The organism is Alteromonas sp. AWJ4_197 (assembly GCF_056160285.1).
In genome coordinates this window covers 1-326 of sequence record NZ_JBSWWW010000060.1, presented here as the reverse complement: position 1 = coordinate 326, position 326 = coordinate 1, and the positions used below count along the sequence as shown (strand labels likewise).

The 326-nt window shown below is 44.5% G+C and carries 1 rRNA gene; it reads right to left on the bottom strand.

The features are described from left to right. Positions 1 to 81, bottom strand: a 23S ribosomal RNA gene (locus ACXAGC_RS20530); the annotation flags it as partial. Positions 82 to 326 lie beyond the last annotated feature (245 nt).

The window sequence follows — 326 nt, the reverse complement described above, 5'->3', positions numbered from 1 at the left end:
CCACCGCTTTTCGCAGACTTACACGTCCTTCATCGCCTCTTACTGCCAAGGCATCCACCGTATACGCTTAGTCACTTAACCATACAACCCTAAATAGCTTCCTCAAGATAAAACTTAAGTCGTTGTTTCTGCTTATTCACATGAGTAAGGAATAAGTGTTCACAACCATTCGCTTCCGCCCAAAACGTGCGACACGTTGAAAGAATGGGTTTCAGCTGCCTGTCCTCCGCCTTTTTATCCGGAGTCAGGTGTGCATCTAAGCACTGTTGTATGCATGACTGTCTAATCAATTTATCGTGCAAAATCGACGTTGTTTGTCGACTTTT